The sequence below is a fragment of the Microbacterium sp. LTA6 genome (assembly GCF_045690355.1).
Taxonomy (GTDB): Bacteria; Actinomycetota; Actinomycetes; order Actinomycetales; family Microbacteriaceae; genus Microbacterium.
Window position 1 is genome coordinate 3,759,047 of record NZ_CP147855.1, and the last position, 13,637, is coordinate 3,772,683.

At 68.5% G+C, this 13,637-nt stretch carries 13 protein-coding genes; 3 read left to right on the top strand and 10 right to left on the bottom strand.

Annotated features, from left to right (window positions below):
- Nucleotides 1-2 precede the first annotated feature (2 nt).
- On the bottom strand, nt 3-785 hold the full coding sequence (locus LTA6_RS18020; RefSeq protein WP_363545874.1) for an SDR family oxidoreductase: 783 nt from the start codon (nt 783-785) through the stop codon (nt 3-5).
- A 161-nt stretch (nt 786-946) separates the two neighbouring features.
- Between LTA6_RS18020 and LTA6_RS18025 the strand changes: the two genes are divergently transcribed.
- Nucleotides 947-2,269: a bifunctional o-acetylhomoserine/o-acetylserine sulfhydrylase gene (locus tag LTA6_RS18025; RefSeq protein WP_341975237.1), complete on the top strand. Its 1,323-nt coding sequence runs from the start codon at nt 947-949 to the stop codon at nt 2,267-2,269.
- An 86-nt stretch (nt 2,270-2,355) separates the two neighbouring features.
- Here the strand turns inward: LTA6_RS18025 and LTA6_RS18030 are convergent, their stop codons facing one another.
- Nucleotides 2,356-2,832, bottom strand: coding sequence for a hypothetical protein (locus LTA6_RS18030; protein WP_341975238.1), 477 nt, complete (start codon nt 2,830-2,832; stop codon nt 2,356-2,358).
- 80 nt (nt 2,833-2,912) lie between these two features.
- Here LTA6_RS18030 and LTA6_RS18035 point away from each other — a divergent pair, with 80 nt between their 5' ends.
- Nucleotides 2,913-4,121, top strand: a complete 1,209-nt coding sequence (locus tag LTA6_RS18035) for a homoserine O-acetyltransferase (protein WP_341975239.1) — start codon at nt 2,913-2,915, stop codon at nt 4,119-4,121.
- Nucleotides 4,122-4,123: 2 nt separating this feature from the next.
- Here the strand turns inward: LTA6_RS18035 and LTA6_RS18040 are convergent, their stop codons facing one another.
- From LTA6_RS18040 to LTA6_RS18060, 5 genes are read right to left on the bottom strand one after another with little or no spacing between them, the layout of a single operon-like run.
- Entirely contained in the window at nt 4,124-4,732 is a 609-nt protein-coding gene (locus tag LTA6_RS18040; protein WP_341975240.1) for an NUDIX hydrolase, read from the bottom strand.
- A 39-nt stretch (nt 4,733-4,771) separates the two neighbouring features.
- Entirely contained in the window at nt 4,772-6,004 is a 1,233-nt protein-coding gene (locus tag LTA6_RS18045; protein ID WP_341975241.1) for an MFS transporter, read from the bottom strand.
- 9 nt (nt 6,005-6,013) lie between these two features.
- On the bottom strand, nt 6,014-6,346 hold the full coding sequence (locus LTA6_RS18050; RefSeq protein ID WP_341975242.1) for a thiamine-binding protein: 333 nt from the start codon (nt 6,344-6,346) through the stop codon (nt 6,014-6,016).
- A gap of 18 nt (nt 6,347-6,364) precedes the next feature.
- Nucleotides 6,365-7,585 (bottom strand): hypothetical protein, encoded by a 1,221-nt coding sequence (locus tag LTA6_RS18055; RefSeq protein ID WP_341975243.1) that lies wholly within the window; start codon nt 7,583-7,585, stop codon nt 6,365-6,367.
- A complete protein-coding gene (locus LTA6_RS18060; RefSeq protein ID WP_341975244.1) occupies nt 7,582-8,412 on the bottom strand; it encodes an NAD(P)H-hydrate dehydratase in 831 nt (276 codons plus the stop codon). Before LTA6_RS18060 ends, LTA6_RS18055 begins: the two co-directional genes overlap by 4 nt.
- A 55-nt stretch (nt 8,413-8,467) precedes the next feature.
- Between LTA6_RS18060 and LTA6_RS18065 the strand changes: the two genes are divergently transcribed.
- Nucleotides 8,468-9,535: an NADH:flavin oxidoreductase/NADH oxidase gene (locus LTA6_RS18065; RefSeq protein ID WP_341975245.1), complete on the top strand. Its 1,068-nt coding sequence runs from the start codon at nt 8,468-8,470 to the stop codon at nt 9,533-9,535.
- 3 nt (nt 9,536-9,538) lie between these two features.
- Here LTA6_RS18065 and LTA6_RS18070 read toward each other — a convergent pair whose 3' ends face one another.
- From LTA6_RS18070 to LTA6_RS18080, 3 genes are all read right to left on the bottom strand, one after another.
- Nucleotides 9,539-10,606, bottom strand: a complete 1,068-nt coding sequence (locus LTA6_RS18070) for a hemolysin family protein (RefSeq protein WP_341975246.1) — start codon at nt 10,604-10,606, stop codon at nt 9,539-9,541.
- Nucleotides 10,603-11,919: a hemolysin family protein gene (locus tag LTA6_RS18075; protein ID WP_341975248.1), complete on the bottom strand. Its 1,317-nt coding sequence runs from the start codon at nt 11,917-11,919 to the stop codon at nt 10,603-10,605. The genes LTA6_RS18070 and LTA6_RS18075 overlap by 4 nt, the downstream gene beginning before the upstream one ends.
- A gap of 121 nt (nt 11,920-12,040) precedes the next feature.
- Nucleotides 12,041-13,495 (bottom strand): GuaB1 family IMP dehydrogenase-related protein, encoded by a 1,455-nt coding sequence (locus LTA6_RS18080; RefSeq protein WP_341975249.1) that lies wholly within the window; start codon nt 13,493-13,495, stop codon nt 12,041-12,043.
- Nucleotides 13,496-13,637: the final 142 nt, after the last annotated feature.

Consider the following 13,637-nt stretch of genomic DNA (forward strand, 5'->3'; position numbering starts at 1 on the left):
GCTCAGTTGTCCAGCCGGACGCGCAACGGTCCCCTGGCCAGGAGATGGTGAGCGGACTGGGCGACAGGTCGCATCGTGATCAGGTCGAGGTTGACGTGCCCCGGCGCCTGCAGCGCGTAGGCGATGACATCTGCGACATCCTCGGCGAGGAGGGGCGCCTCGACGCCTGCGTACACGGACTCCGCAGCGACAGCGTCGCCGCCGAGCCGGTTCAGCGTGAACTCCTCGGTGTGCACCATGCCAGGAGCGACCTCCACGACGCGGATCGGCTCGCCGTTGAGCTCCTGCCGGAGCACGCGCACCAGCATCCCCTCGGCAGCCTTGGCCGCGTTGTAGCCGCCTCCGCCCGCGTACGCGACCTGGGCGGCTGTCGATGTCACGAAGACGGTATCGGCATGGCCGTCTTCGTCGGCGGCGCGGCGCAGCAGCGGAAGGAGGCCTGCGACCAGTCGCTGCGTCGCCAGCACGTTGGCATCGAACATCCACTGCCAGTCGTCGATCGAGGAGTCCTCGATGCTGTCGGTGCCGCGCGCTCCGCCGGCGACCTGTACGAGTGCGTGCACCGGCCCGGTCTCCTCGAGCTCGGTGATGAGCGCTGCGACCGCCTCGGCGTCGGTCAGATCGCAGACGATCGCGGACGCCCCGGTCTCGGCGACGAGCGCGGCCAGGCGGTCTTCGCGCCGCGCGACTCCGACGACGTCCCATCCGCGCGACCTCAGCGCACGCACCGTCGCCGCGCCGATCCCCGAGCTCGCACCTGTCACTACCGCACGCCTGTTCACCATGCCTCCACCGTACGACTTTCGCGTGCGGTTTTCGCGTGCGCCCGCCGCATGGCTTGTTACGTCACATTTCCCGGTCGTTGTTGACATCCCGCCATCCTCCGTACGCTCGCTGCAACGGCATCCGCCATCCGACCTTTCAATCCGCTCCCAGGGGGAACAGCATGTCCGAATCCGAGACCTGGCGTTTCGAGACCAAGCAGATCCATTCCGGTGCTGCTCCCGACCCGGTGACGAAGGCCCGCGCGACGCCGATCTACCAGACCACCTCCTACGTCTTCGACAACGCGGACCACGCGGCGAACCTGTTCGCCCTGGCCGAGTTCGGGAACATCTACACCCGTATCCAGAACCCGACGCAGGACGTGCTCGAGAAGCGTCTCGCCGCGCTCGAGGGCGGCACCGGCGCTCTCGTCCTCTCCAGCGGCCAGGCCGCCTCGACCTTCGCGGTGCTGAACATCGCCGAAGCCGGCGACCACATCGTCGCCTCGAGCTCGATCTATGGCGGCACGTACAACCTCTTCAAGTACACGCTCGCGAAGCTCGGCATCGAGGTCACCTTCGTCGAGAACCAGGACGACCCCGAAGAGTGGCGCCGCGCGGTCCGCCCCAACACCAAGCTCTTCTTCGCAGAGACGATCGGCAACCCGCAGATCAACGTCCTCGACATCCGTTCCGTCGCCGACGTCGCACACGACAGCGGCGTGCCGCTCATCGTGGACAACACGATCGCGACTCCGTACCTCATCCGCCCGTTCGAGTTCGGTGCCGACATCGTCGTGCACTCGGTCACGAAGTTCCTCGGCGGCCACGGCACGACCATCGGCGGCGCCATCATCGACGGCGGCAGCTTCGAGTGGTCGAAGAACGTCGACAAGTTCCCCGGCCTCACGGTTCCGGACCCCTCGTACCACGGAGCGTCGTACACGGCGGCTGTCGGCGACGGCCTCGCCTACATCATCAAGGCGCGCGTGCAGCTGCTGCGCGACCTCGGTTCCGCGATCGCTCCGCAGAGCGCCTGGAACCTCATCCAGGGCATCGAGACGCTGTCGCTGCGCATCGAGCGCCACGTGCAGAACGCGCAGGAGATCGCCGAGTGGCTCGACAACCGCGATGACGTCGCAGCCGTCAACTACTCGGGTCTGCCCACCTCCCCCTGGTACGCGAAGGCGAACGAGTACGCACCGAAGGGTGTCGGCGCTGTGCTGTCCTTCGAGCTCAAGGGCGGCGTCCAGGCCGGTCGCGAGTTCGTGAACAGCCTGACGCTGTTCAGCCACCTCGCGAACATCGGCGACGTCCGTTCGCTGGTCATCCACCCCGCATCCACGACCCACGCGCAGCTCACCCCCGAGCAGCAGCTCACCGCCGGCGTCACCCCCGGTCTCGTGCGTCTGTCCGTCGGTCTCGAGAACATCGACGACCTCAAGGCCGACCTCGACCAGGCCCTGGCCGCGGCACGCCGCGTCTCGGAGGCGGCTCGCGCCTGATCTCGTTCAATACACCGGATGCCCTGGGCCGTTGCGGTCCGGGGCATCCGTGCGTCTGGCACACGCCCCGCGTCTCCGCACGGGTGTCAGGCCGCGGGGGTCGCGGTGACCACGTAGGCGCCGGTCTCGCCACGGCTGTCGAGCTCGATGATCCAGCCCGGCGTGCTCGTCTTCACTGCCACGATCGCACTCGACGGGCACTGGATGCTCCCTGTGGGCGCGGCCCGGTGGTCGATCTCGTCCCCTTCGCTGAACCAGAGGTCGACGACCTCGGCACCGGCGCACCTGACCGTGACGGAGTAATCGCCCGCCGCGGCGTTCCGATCGTGCCACCCCTGGGGTGCGACCTGCCCGACGACTCCGAATGATCCCCACATCGCGTTCGCGCCATCGGGTATCGGCTCGTCATCGAAATAGTCCGTGAACCGATCAAGAGCCGCTGGTCGAGCCGTCTTCGTCGGAGCCGGAGCTGCGTCGTACTGCCACGCCTGCGGGGTGCACGCCGTGAGGCACGATATTCCCAGCAGCATGGCGACCGTTCCTGCTCCCACCCGTGTCCGCATGGCCTCGAGCGTAGCCCGCACGAAGGACGCAGAACCGTAACCTTCGCCGGTCGGTCGCCTTTCCACGCGACAATGGAGGAATGGACTGGCAGACGACCTCTGAGGACACCGTGCCGTCGGCACCGGTGACGGAGGCGGATGTACGCCTGCTCCGCGCGCGACCCCCGGCGACCGGCGCCTGGCGCGACGGCGACCCCGTCGGCAACCGGCGCTTCGCCGGTTTCGGGGCGTTCCGTACCGAAAGCGGTGCCGAGCTTCCCGGCATCCGTCTCGCCTACGAGACCTGGGGCGAGCTGAACTCCGAACGGGACAACGCCGTGCTCGTGCTGCACGCGCTCACCGGCGACAGCCATCTTCGCGGCGAAGCCGGCGCGGGTCACCCCACCGCGGGATGGTGGGAGCAGATCACCGGACCCGGAGCTCCTCTGGACACCGACCGCTGGTTCGTCATCGCCCCCAACATGCTGGGCGGATGCCAGGGGTCGACCGGACCAGCCAGTGTCGCGCCGGACGGCTACGAGTGGGCGTCGCGTTTCCCGTACCTGACCATCCGCGACCAGGTGGCAGCCCAGGTCCGCCTCGCCGACGCTCTCGGTATCGACACGTGGGCCGCCGTGATCGGTGGCTCGATGGGCGGCATGCACGCGCTGGAGTGGGCCGTGTCGCACCCGGAGCGCGTGCAACGGCTGGGCGTGCTCTCCTCGCCGCCGGTGACGACTGCCGATCAGATCGCGCTGAACACCGTGCAGACCGAGACGATCCGGATGGATCCACGTTTCCAAGGCGGCGAGTACTACGACCTCGGCGACGGAGACGGACCGCACCGCGGGCTCGCCCTGGCGCGCCGGATGGCGCTGCTGAACTACCGCAGTCCGATCGAACTCAATCAGCGCTTCCAGCGGTCCTGGCAGTCAGGCGTCTCGCCGCTCGGCCACGGCGGACGCTTCGCTGTGGAGTCGTACCTCGATTTCCACGGGAACAAGTTCACCCGCCGCTTCGATGCGAACAGCTATGTCACCCTCGTCGAGGCGATGAACTCGCACGATGTCGGACGCGACCGCGGCGGCGTCGAAGAGGCACTGCACTCGGTCACCGCGACGACGCTCGTTCTCGGCATCGACAGCGACCGGCTGTTCCCGATCGACGGGCAGCATCGCATCGCCCGCAGCATCCCGAGCACCCTCGACGGCGCCGAGGCCGTGGTGCTCGCGAGCGACTTCGGTCACGACGGATTCCTGATCGAGACGGAGGCCGTGGGGGCGCACCTGCGGCGACTGCTGGCGAGCTGAGATCAGCCCGGTCGGTACCGCCACGGCAACGACCCCGTTTCGAGGCGGTCATTGCCCCAGGTGAAGACCTGTCCCTCGGCCGTCCGGTTCACCACTGTGCGAAAGGTCTGCGGCTCCCCTGCTGCCGCGAGCGCCGTGGCGGCATCGACGAACGCGGCGAGGTGACGCAACGTCATCCAGGTCGGCGGGAACAGCGTCCACTCCCCTGCGCCGTGCCGAGCCAGAGCGTCGCCCGGTCGGATCCAGACGGCGTCGATGACCTCGTCGGTCGACGCCAGGACGTCGCCACCGGGATCAGCGGCGACGAAGAACCACGTGCGGAACCGCCGGGGAGCCTCGACGGGCGGATGCCAGCAGGAGAGCACGACCAGGTCGGAGACGACGATCCCGACCTCCTCGAACGTCTCGCGGATCGCCGCACGCCTGGCATCCTCGTCCTCGGCCTCCGACGGCTCGCGATCCGCATCCTCGACACGGCCCCCGGGGAACACCCACGCATCCGCGAAGGAACCCCGCTCGGGCCTGCGCATCAGCAGGACCTCGAGGCCGTCCGTGCCGTCGCGCAGCAGCACGACGGTGCCGGCGACGGCGAGCATCTCGGTGTCGGTCACTCCCACACTCTATGACCGGGCGCCCGACGACCGGCCCGGCTACGAACGAGCGGCCACCAGCACCGTCGTCGGGCGGCGCCCCTCGACCCGGTACGAGACGACCGCGATGACGAGCCCGATCACCGCGAGCGCCGCCCCGGTCCATGCAGGAGCCGTGAACCCCCACCCGACGGCGATCACCGCTCCGCCGAGGAAGGCACCGAGGCTGTTGCCGATGTTCAGGGCCGAATGGTTGAGCGCCGCCGCGATCGACTGGTTGTCGCCGGCGACGTCCATGAGGCGTGTCTGGATCGTGGGGCTGAGCACGGACGACACGAAACCGACGACGATGACGAGCACACCGAGCGTCACGATCCAGAACGACAGCACGGCGAGCAGTGCGAGCACCACTGCCATCGCTGTCAGGCCGACGAGCATCGTTCGACGCAGATCGATGTCGGCGAGGTGTCCACCGACGAGGTTTCCGGCGGTCATGCCGACGCCCATGAGCACCAGCACGATCGGCACGGTCCATGCCGGCGATCCGGCGACCTCGGTGACCAACGGGGCGATGTAGCTGTACACCGCGAAGAAGCCGCCGAACCCGATCGCGCCGACGGCGAGAGTGAACCACACCTGCGGAATGCGGAACACGCCGAGTTCCGCGCGCATCGTGCGACCCGGCTCCCCCGGATGCTCCGGTACGAACAGCGCGATGCAGAGCGTCGCCAGCGCGAACACCAGCGTGACGACCAGGAAGGCGGTTCGCCAGCCCCACTGCTGGCCGAGGAATGTGCCCAGCGGCACGCCGACGACGTTCGCGATGGTGAGACCGGTGAGAATGAAGGCGACGCCCTTGGCCCTGTTGCCCGGCCCCATCACGTCGGCGGCGACGAGTGCGCCGATGCCGAAGTAGGCGCCGTGCGGGAGCCCGGCGAGGAACCGTGACGCTCCGACGAGCTCGAACGACGGCAGCACGACCGTGAGCGCGTTGAAGACGGTCAACGCGAGCGCGAGGACGATCATCACGCGATGTCGCGGAAAACGCGCGACGAAGCCGGCGATCGTCGGTGCGCCGATGACGACTCCGAGCGCATACAGCGAGATCAGCCAGCCGGCCTGGCCCAGCGCGTCCTCCTGGCTGGCGTTCCAGACGGAGGGCAGCAGGTCTCGGGCGATGTTGGGCAGCAGGCCCATGACCACGAATTCGGTCATGCCGATGCCGAAACTGCCGATGGCGAGAGAGAGGAGCGCCCTCTTCGCCGCACCCCTCGATTCAGTCGAGGGATTCACCCTTCGATGCTACCGGTCCGACCCGCCCTCGATCGCCGCCTCCAGGCGGTCGACCTTCGCATCCAGCTCGCCGGAGTAACCAGGGCGGATATCGGCTTTCAGCACGAGCGACACCCGGGAGCCGAAAGGCATCACGGCTTCCGTCGCTCGCTTCACGACGTCCATGACCGTGTCCCAGTCGGGTCCCTCGATCTCGGTGAACATGCTGGTCGTGCGGTGGGCCAGGCCGGACTCGCGCACGACACGGACGGCAGCCGCTACCGCATCGTGCACGGAACCGTCCGTGCTCTCGGCACCGCTGGCCGGTGTGCCGCTGGGGGCGACGGAAAAGGCGATGAGCATGGGAGTACCTCCGGGTGTTCAGGGTTTCGTCGGCACCCGCACCAGCGCGCGGATGCCGACGGCGAGCAGGATGACCAGCAGGATATTCCGCGCCGACAGCATCATGACGGGCACGAGCTCGGCACGCAGGAGCGCATCGTAGGTGAGCGGGTAGATGAAACAGGTGAGTGCGCACAGGACGAGCACGATGATGGCCGGAACGTGTGCGCGGACGCGATCGAGAACGATCCAGAGCAGGGCCGGTGCGATCAGCCAGGTCTGGAACTGCGGGGAGCCGACCTTGTTGGTGACGATGAGCGTGACGACGAGTGCGAGCGCCAACGGCGGGAACAGCCGCGGGAAGGATGCCCCGCGCATGACCTTCATGGCGCCGATCGCGGCGATCGCGAGAACCGCGGCGAACATGAGCGGCGTGAGCACGGCGGTGACGGCATCCGCACCGTCCGCAGCGATCTGGAAGGTGAGGATGTCGAAGCTGTACTCGATCCGCGCGGATCCGGCCATGGCGAGCCAGAGAAACGGCGTCGCGGCGACCGCTTCGATCTGCAGGCCTCTGCCGGTCTGCTCCGTGAGGAATCCGAGCAGCTCTGCGTCGGCCCCGAGCAGGAAGAGCAGCACGATCACGACCGCCGTCACGGCGGCCGCGGTGACCAGCATCCGCACGCGGGTCCTCGAGGCGAGGATGGCGGCCACGACCACGGCGCCGGGCCAGATCTTGATCCATGCTCCGATCGTGAGCAGCGCGACCGCGACCGCCGGTCGCCTGAGCAACCAGAGCCCGCCGACCACGACGATCGGCACGGTGATCGCATCGATCCGGTACATCGCGATCGGCCCGAGCAGGAGCAGCGCCGCCGACCAGAACCAGGCAGCGCTCCGATGCGGCCGCGACGCCACGCGACCGAGGAGCACACCGAACGCCACGGCGTCGAGCACGGTCACCAGCACCGCCCAGGCTATGAGATAGGCGCCGGAAACGCCGAGCAGCGGCACGAGCGGCATCGAGAGGAGCTTGGCCAGGAGCATCGGCAGCAGCGCCAGCTGCGGATAGACCCACTGCTCGGTGACGCCCACGATCGCTCCCCCACCGAGCGCCGAGGCCGACCAGGGCTCATAGACGAGGACGACGTCACCCATCGGTTGGCTGGGATAGATCCAGCCGAGTACGGCGATGAGCAGGTGCACGCCGAGGAACGCCGCCCAGAGCGCGAGGAGTCGACCGGTGCGGGCGGCGGTCACGACAGCAGGTCCGCGATCGCCGACGGCAGCGCCTCGGCGACGTCCATGGCCACGATCGGATGCCCGTGGGCTCCGGCGGTGGCTCCTGCGGCCAGCCGCCCGGCGTGTCCGTGCAGCCAGGCTCCGGCCGCTGCCGTCTCGGCGAGCGGTGCGTCAGGATTCGCCGCGATCAGCGCGCCCAGGATGCCGGCGAGCACGTCTCCGGTGCCGGCCGCCGCGAGCCAGCCCGTCCCCGCCTCGACCGTGATGATCGCTGCATCCGCGGAGGCGATGAGAGTCTTGGCCCCCTTCAGCAGCACCGTTGCGCCGAGCGCTGCTGCCGTCTGCGCCACCTCCGCCGCTCTGTCCGCGTCCGCGCGAAGCTTCATCAGCTCTCGCAGCCGAGCGAACTCTCCGGCGTGCGGTGTGACGAGGGCCGGCGCGTTCGCGGCGACGGCGAGATCGAGCGCACCGGCATCGACGACCACAGGCACGACGCCGGCGAGAATCTCGCGCAGCGCCTCGTGCTCCTGGTGGCTCCGGTGCCCGGGGTCCGTGCCGGAGCCGATCACCCACGCGCCGATGCGGGTGCGGCCGGTGTCACGGCCGGTGACCGTCTCCGGCCGCCGCGCGATCACCGCATCCGCTGCCTTTCCCTCGCCGACGTAACGGACATAGCCAGCGCCGGCGCGCCAGGCGGCCTCGACACCGAGCACAGCCGCCCCCGGGTACGCATCCGATCCGGTGCGCAGCGCGACGACGCCTCGCGAATACTTGTCGTCGGCCGGCGACGGAACGCGCAGGAACGGCACGGTGTCCGCACGGGACCACTCACGAACCTCGACCATGACTCCACGTTAGTGCGAGCGCCTCGGGTCGTCGCGCGCGCACTACGGTCGAGAGGTGAGCATTCTCTTCTCTCCGCTTCGTCTTCGTTCGGTCGAGTTCCGCAACCGGCTCTGGGTGTCACCGATGTGCATGTACAGCGCCGTCGACGGGATGCCGCAGGAGTGGCACCACACGCACCTCGCCCAGTTCGCATCCGGCGGTGCCGGTCTCGTCGTCGCCGAGGCCACCGCCGTGGCGCCGGAGGGTCGGATCTCGCCCCGGGATACGGGCTTGTGGAACGACGAGCAGCGCGACGCCTGGACGCCGATCGTGCGGGCGATCCACGATCGCGGTGCGGTCGCCGGCATCCAGCTCGCACATGCCGGACGCAAGGCATCGACGTGGTGGCCCTGGGCCGACGATCGCGGCTCCGTTCCGGTCGGCGACGGCGGGTGGAGCACCGTGGCGCCCTCTGCCGTCGCGTTCGACGGGTTCGACGCCCCGATCGCCCTCGAGATCACCGGGATCGAGCGCCTGGTCGACGCCTTCGCCGCGGCCGCACGTCGGGCACTGGATGCCGGATTCGACGTCCTCGAGATCCACGGCGCCCACGGTTACCTGCTGCACCAGTTCCTGTCGCCGCTGTCGAATCAGCGCACCGACGAGTACGGCGGGACCCTTGCGAACCGCGCCCGACTGCTGCTGCGTGTCATCGACGCGGTGCGCGCGGAATCCGGCGAGGACGTGGCGTTGTTGGTACGCATCTCCGCGACGGATCACGCCGACGGCGGCTTCACTCCCGAGGAGGCAGCGGTCGTCGGCGGATGGGCGACGGAGCACGGCGCCGACTTCATCGACGTATCCAGCGGCGGGCTCGTCGCCCACCAACAGATTGACCTGTTCCCGGGCTATCAGGTACCGCTGGCCGAGACGGTGCGCCAGGGCGGCCGCATCCCGGTCTCCGCCGTCGGCCTGATCACCGCGGCCGAGCAGGCGGAGCGGGTACTCGCGGAGGGCGCGGCCGACGCGATCTTCGCCGGCCGCGAGTGGCTTCGAGACCCCCACTTCGCGCTCCGGGCCGCGCACGAACTCGGCGCGGACGTCTCGTGGCCTTCGCAGTACCTTCGCGCCCGTTGGCGCTGACCGTCACTGCCCTCGGTTGATCACGCGCCGGGTCGCATCCTGCACCTCGCCGACGAGTTCCTCCAGGATGTCCTCGAGGAACAGCACGGCTGTGGTCTCGCCCTGCGCATTGCGCACCTTCGCCAGGTGGCGGCCGGCTCGACGCATCAGCGCGAGAGCATCTTCCAGGTCCGTGTCCTCTTGGACCGGGACCATGTGGTGGATGCGCTTCTTCGGCACCGGCTGCGCGGCCTTGGCAACGGCATCCGCTCCGTCTGAGGTGCGCAGGATGTCCTTCAGATGCACATACCCGATCGGAGCGCCCTCGCCGTCGACGATCACGTACCGCGAGAATCCATAACGCGCGACAGCCCGTTCGATCTCATCAGGTGTGATCGATTCGGGCAGGGACACGAGATCGTCCAGCGGGACGGCGATGTCTCGGGCCTTCTTGTCGGTGAACTCCAACGCCGCGGCCAGCGTGCCCGAGGCATCCGAGAGCACGCCCTCCCGCCGGGACTGATCGACGATCGTCGCCACTTCCTCGAGCGTGAACGTCGAAGCCGCCTCATTCTTCGGCTCCACGCGGAACAGCCGCAGCACGGCGTTCGCCGCACCGTTGAGCAGCCAGATGACCGGCATGAACACCTTCGACACCCACACCAGGGGTGGTGCCAGGATCAGCACCGCCCGGTCGGGCACCGAGAACGCGAGGTTCTTCGGCACCATCTCGCCGAACACGACGTGCAGGAAGGAGACGATGAGCAGCGCGACCGCGAAGGCGACCGCGTCGACGACACCATCCGACCACCCGATCGCGTGCAGGGGCTGCGCGAGAAGGTGGTGGATCGCCGGCTCGGACACGTTCAGGATGAGGAGCGAACAGATTGTGATGCCGAGCTGCGATGTCGCGAGCATGAGCGTCGCGTGCTCCATCGCGTACAGCGCGGTCTTGGCCGCACGGGAGCCCTGCTCCGCACGCGGTTCGATCTGCGAGCGCCGTGCGGAGATCACCGCGAACTCGGCGCCGACGAAGAAGGCGTTCGCTGCGAGGAGCACCACGAGCCAGACGAGGCCTGCCCAATCGTTCATCGGGTCGCCTCCTTTTCGATCTCGTGCGGTCTGGGGATGTATCGGATGCGGTCGACCCGACGTCCATCCATCCGCACCACCTGCAGGATCCCGCTGTCGAGGGTCACTTCATCGCCGTTGGAGGGCACGCGCTCGAGAACACTCATGATGTAGCCGCCGACCGTGTCGTAGACATCGCCCTCCGGGACCTCGACGCCTGCGCGACGGCGAAGCTCGTCAGGACGCAGCTCACCGGGGAAGACGACCCCGTCGCGCCCGCGGACGATGCCGGCCTTGGAGCGGTCATGCTCGTCGGAGACCTCGCCGACGATCTCCTCCACGAGGTCTTCCAGGGTGACGAGGCCCGCCGTGCCGCCGTACTCGTCGACGACGACGGCGAGTTGATAGCCGCGCGCGCGCAGCTCGGAGATGAGTCCGTCCAGATGAACGGTCTCCGGCACCCGGAGCGGCTCAGTGGAGAGCGCCCCGACGGGGACCTCGGCGCGGCGCTCGCGCGGCACCGAGACGGCGGCCTTCAGGTGCACGACACCGGTGATGTCGTCGAGATCATCGTCGTACACCGGGAATCGACTGTGTCCGGTCCGCCGAGCGAGGTGGATGACGTCATTCGCCGAGTCACCTGCCGCGATCGCGTGCATGCTCGGCCGTGCGGTCATCACGTCGGCCGCGGTGAGCCGCGCGAAGCTGAGGCTGCGGTCCAGCAGACTCGCCGTGTCGGCTTCGAGCACGCCGGCTCGCGCCGATCGCCGCACCAGCGAGGAGAGCTCCTCTGCGGTGCGCGCACCTGAGAGCTCCTCCTTCGGCTCGATGCCCATGCCGCGCAGCACCGCGTTCGCGCTGCCGTTGAGCACGATCACCGCGGGCTTGAACACTGTCGTGAAGGCGATCTGGAACGGGATCACCAGCTTCGCCGTCGCCAGCGGAAGGGCGAGCGCGAAGTTCTTGGGGACGAGTTCGCCGAGGATCATCGACACCACGGTCGCGACCGTCATGGCCACCACCGTCGCGATCGGCGAGACGGCCGCTTCGGGAACCCTCCAGGTCAGAAGCGTCGGGCCGAGGATGTTCGAGAGCGCCGGTTCCATCGTGTAACCGGTGAGCAGAGTCGTCAGCGTGATCCCGAGCTGAGCCGAGGACAGATGCGTCGACGTGTGTTTCAGAGCGCTGATCGTCAGCGCCAGTCGCGATTCCCCCTTGGCCTGTCGGGCTTCGAGGTCGGCACGGTCGAGATTGACCAGCGCGAACTCGCTCGCGACGAACAGGCCGGTCCCGACCGTGAGAAGGAGCCCCACGCCCAACATGATGTAGTCCATCAGGTGTTCCTCCCGCTGCGGAGAGGTGGACGGTGGGGCGAACTACTGCAACTGGGAGGGTCATCCATTGTGCCGACGATTCTACAGAACTGGTCTGTGATTGCGAGTCGCGGGACCGCCCCTACCAGCTCACCGGCAGCGCCTTGCCCTCTTCATAGCCGGCGGCCGACTGCAGACCGACGAAGGCGCGGTCGTGGAACTCCGCCACGGTTGCCGCGCCGGCGTAGGTGAAGGACGAACGCACCCCTGAGGTGATCATGTCGAGGAGATCCTCCACGCCGGGACGCAAGGGGTCGAGGTAGATCTTCGACGAGGAGATGCCCTCGGCGAACAGCTCTTTGCGCGCCCGCTCGTAGGGGTCGAGGCGTTCGAAGCGTGCCTGCACGGCCTTCGTCGAGGCCATCCCCCACGATTCCTTGTAGATGCGGCCGTCTGCGTCGCTCTGGAGTTCGCCCGGCGCCTCGATCGTGCCGGCGAACCAGGAGCCGATCATGACGGATGCGGCACCCGCGGCGAGCGCGAGAGCGACGTCGCGCGGATAGCGGACGCCGCCGTCCGCCCAGATGTGCGCGCCCACCTGGCGCGCGGCCTCGGCGGTCTCCAGCACGGCGGAGAACTGCGGTCGCCCCACGGCGGTCATCATCCGTGTCGTGCACATCGCACCGGGGCCGACGCCGACCTTGAGGATCGTCGCTCCGGAATCGACCAGATCGTTCACACCGTCCGCCGTGACGATGTTGCCCGCCACGATCGGCAGACCGAGATCCAGCTCCGACACGGAACGCAGAGCCCGGAGCATCCCCTCCTGATGACCGTGCGCGGTATCCACGACCAGGACGTCGACTCCGGCCGCGGCCAACGCCTTGGCCTTCGCCGCGACGTCGCCGTTGATGCCGATCGCCGCGGCGACCACGAGCCGACCCTGGGCGTCGAGCGCCGGACGGTAGAGCGTGGACCGCAACGCACTGCGAGCGCTGAGCGTCCCGACCAGGTGCCCATGGTGGATGACGGTCATCATCTCGACTCCGGCGTCGGTGATCACGTCGAACGCATGGCGCTCCGAACCGACATCGTCGGCGTCGAGCGACGGCGTGCCGGAATGCACGAGGTCGCCCAGCTGCGCATCCGGCAGGGCCGTGGCGAGTCGAGACGCCGGAAGGATGCCGAGAATCCGGCCGACATCGAAGGGGGCCCTCCCGGTCGCGACGACGACGCCATGTCCGGCGACCGCCGGGACGAGCCGGAGCGCGTCTGACACGGATGCCTCTGGCGGGAGCACGAGCGGTGTGTCCCAGAGCACCGGCTGGCTCTTCACCTCTCGAATCGCCGCATCCAGGTGCTGCAGCGGCATGTCCTGCGGGAGCACGCCGATCCCGCCGCGCCGGGCGAGCACGGCCGCGAGTCGCGGACCCGTCACGGAGTTCATGTTGGACGCCACCAGCGGAAGGGTCGCAGCGGTGCCGTCCCGTGGCGCGAGATCGACCTGGAGGCGACTGGAGACCGCGGATCTGCGCGGCACGAGAAAGACGTCTGAATAGGTCAGATCGACGGTCGGCAACGCACCTGAGAACTCCATGCCCCCACGCTACTCACGTCGGGCCGTGTTCGGCTGGTGGTGTGGGAGATTCGCCCGGGAAACACGTTAGGCTTGTTCGTTGAGAGTGTGCGATCCCGGGCGCATCCTGCCCCTTGGACCGTGCAGACAGATTCAGCGATGA

Coding starts and splice junctions, on each gene's coding strand:
- LTA6_RS18020 (WP_363545874.1), bottom strand. CDS start 785: ATGGTGAACAGGCGTGCGGTAGTGACAGGTGCGAGCTCGGGGATCGGC.
- LTA6_RS18025 (WP_341975237.1), top strand. CDS start 947: ATGTCCGAATCCGAGACCTGGCGTTTCGAGACCAAGCAGATCCATTCC.
- LTA6_RS18030 (WP_341975238.1), bottom strand. CDS start 2,832: ATGCGGACACGGGTGGGAGCAGGAACGGTCGCCATGCTGCTGGGAATA.
- LTA6_RS18035 (WP_341975239.1), top strand. CDS start 2,913: ATGGACTGGCAGACGACCTCTGAGGACACCGTGCCGTCGGCACCGGTG.
- LTA6_RS18050 (WP_341975242.1), bottom strand. CDS start 6,346: ATGCTCATCGCCTTTTCCGTCGCCCCCAGCGGCACACCGGCCAGCGGT.
- LTA6_RS18060 (WP_341975244.1), bottom strand. CDS start 8,412: ATGGTCGAGGTTCGTGAGTGGTCCCGTGCGGACACCGTGCCGTTCCTG.
- LTA6_RS18070 (WP_341975246.1), bottom strand. CDS start 10,606: ATGAACGATTGGGCAGGCCTCGTCTGGCTCGTGGTGCTCCTCGCAGCG.
- LTA6_RS18075 (WP_341975248.1), bottom strand. CDS start 11,919: ATGGACTACATCATGTTGGGCGTGGGGCTCCTTCTCACGGTCGGGACC.
- LTA6_RS18080 (WP_341975249.1), bottom strand. CDS start 13,495: ATGGAGTTCTCAGGTGCGTTGCCGACCGTCGATCTGACCTATTCAGAC.